The following is a 1617-nucleotide window of genomic DNA, read 5'->3' as shown; positions in this document are numbered from 1 at the left end:
ATGTAGCCGTAGTCGGCCGGGTATTTGGTGGAGGTGAACAGCAGACGGTCCAGCCGGATGCGGTGGAGCTTGTGGTCCATCTCGTAGTTGTTGCGGGATCCCTGCGGGATCTCCACCAGCACATCGAATTCCATTACGGCCTCCTGTTGACGGGACGTCGGCTCTCGGCAACGTCATCGGATCGGGCGGGAACGTATGCGGTCGGGGTGGGAACGCATGTGGTCGTGGCGGGAACGTCTTCGGTCGGGGCGGGCAGTCCGGCGTAGATCCGGCCGTCGAGCAGTGTCGGTGCGCGCACGCTCACGCTCGTCTCGCCGCCTTTGACCTCGTGCCGCGTGTGCCAGTCCTGCTTGCGCAGGGCCTCGTCGATCTCCCAGCGCAGCAGCGCGAGCCGGGCGGCCGACACCTCCTGTACCGGGGGCGGTTGTGGTCCTTGCCAATCCAGGGCGTGGCGCAGGCAGATACCGTGTGCGTGCCCGTACTCACGGGCGTGCACGGGGTCGTGGAGTTGAGCGGTGAGCAGCGCCGCCTGCCGCCGGACGGCCTCGCGTTCCTCGTCGCAGGCGCGGCAGCGCGGCTCGGACAGCAGGCAGGGACCCGTATGGGCGTGCCCTTTCCTGCCTTCGCCGAGCAGTCTGCGGAATCGGTTGAGCCGTGCGTCCCATTGACTGCGGTTCTCCGAGAGAACGGCTTGGACGTTCGGCCCGCCGATCGCTGTCAGGTCGTGGAGGTGACGCGCGCACAGCACGGACTCCTCGTGTGCGGGCCCGCCCCGGCCCGTGGCCGTCGCGGTCCACGTCAACAGGCGGCGGGCGGCACGGTGTTCGGCCAGACACAGCGGGCAGCAGTCCATGCCCACGTCAGCTTTCCACCGGCTGGTCGCCGAGCGCTGCCGGTGTCGTTCCTCGTCGAGAAGGAGGGGGTCGATCCGACGGTGGAACATGGCGCGGACGCACGCGTCCTCGTCCGTACCGGCCAGCCACGCTGTTTCGCGTCGTTCACCGTCGAGCGCTGCGGATGCCGATCCGGCGAGCTCGAATCCGTACGCGTGGGGGACGCGGGTGGCGAGCACGGCAAGGTGGGGCAGGCAGACCGCACCGTCCTGCACCGCTTCCCGGACCGGTGGGTGATCGAAGGCCCGCAGCAGTGTTTCCATCGCCCGCTGAGTGGCGTCATCGCCTGCCGCGCAGCAAGGGCACCGCGTGCGGCGGGTGTCGGGCGTACCGAGCAGCTGCGTGCCTCCGGTCAGTGCCAGGTCGAGGAGTTGGGGCATCAGCCATGGGGCCGAGGCGTCGGCGAGCAGGCGCCGGGTGTGGGCGGGGCAGAGCCCCACGGAGGCCTGGACCCGCGTGCAGGTGCCCTCCTCCGTGTGGCTTTCCGTGACGAAGTACGACAGCCAGCGTGTCGCCGATTCGTCCCGTTCACGGCACACCGCGCACCGCCCGCCGCGCAGCAGGTGCAAGGCGTCCCGTCGTACGTGCTCCTCGCGTTCCTCCGCCTTGGCCCGCTGCGACCGGCCGGGCCGGGGCAGAGCCCTCGCCCGGTCACGGAGGGACACCGCGCTGCCCGTACGTGCAGAGCCGGTCATCGCGCGTTTCCCTCCCGGCGCACCTGCTC

At 70.2% G+C, this 1617-nt stretch carries 2 protein-coding genes; both read right to left on the bottom strand.

Annotated elements, in window-relative coordinates; all coding sequences use genetic code 11:
- A partial coding sequence (locus tag ACMZ42_RS27020; RefSeq protein ID WP_415733426.1) for an inorganic diphosphatase occupies positions 1 to 134 on the bottom strand: 134 nt, incomplete at its 3' end.
- Positions 134 to 1588, bottom strand: coding sequence for a hypothetical protein (locus ACMZ42_RS27015; protein WP_415733425.1), 1455 nt, complete (start codon positions 1586 to 1588; stop codon positions 134 to 136). The genes ACMZ42_RS27020 and ACMZ42_RS27015, both read right to left, overlap by 1 nt.
- Positions 1589 to 1617 lie beyond the last annotated feature (29 nt).

The organism is Lysinibacillus sp. NPDC056185, assembly GCF_047737915.1.
Lineage (GTDB): Bacteria > Bacillota > Bacilli > Bacillales_A > Planococcaceae > Lysinibacillus.
This window is presented reverse-complemented; position numbering and strand designations above follow the sequence as displayed.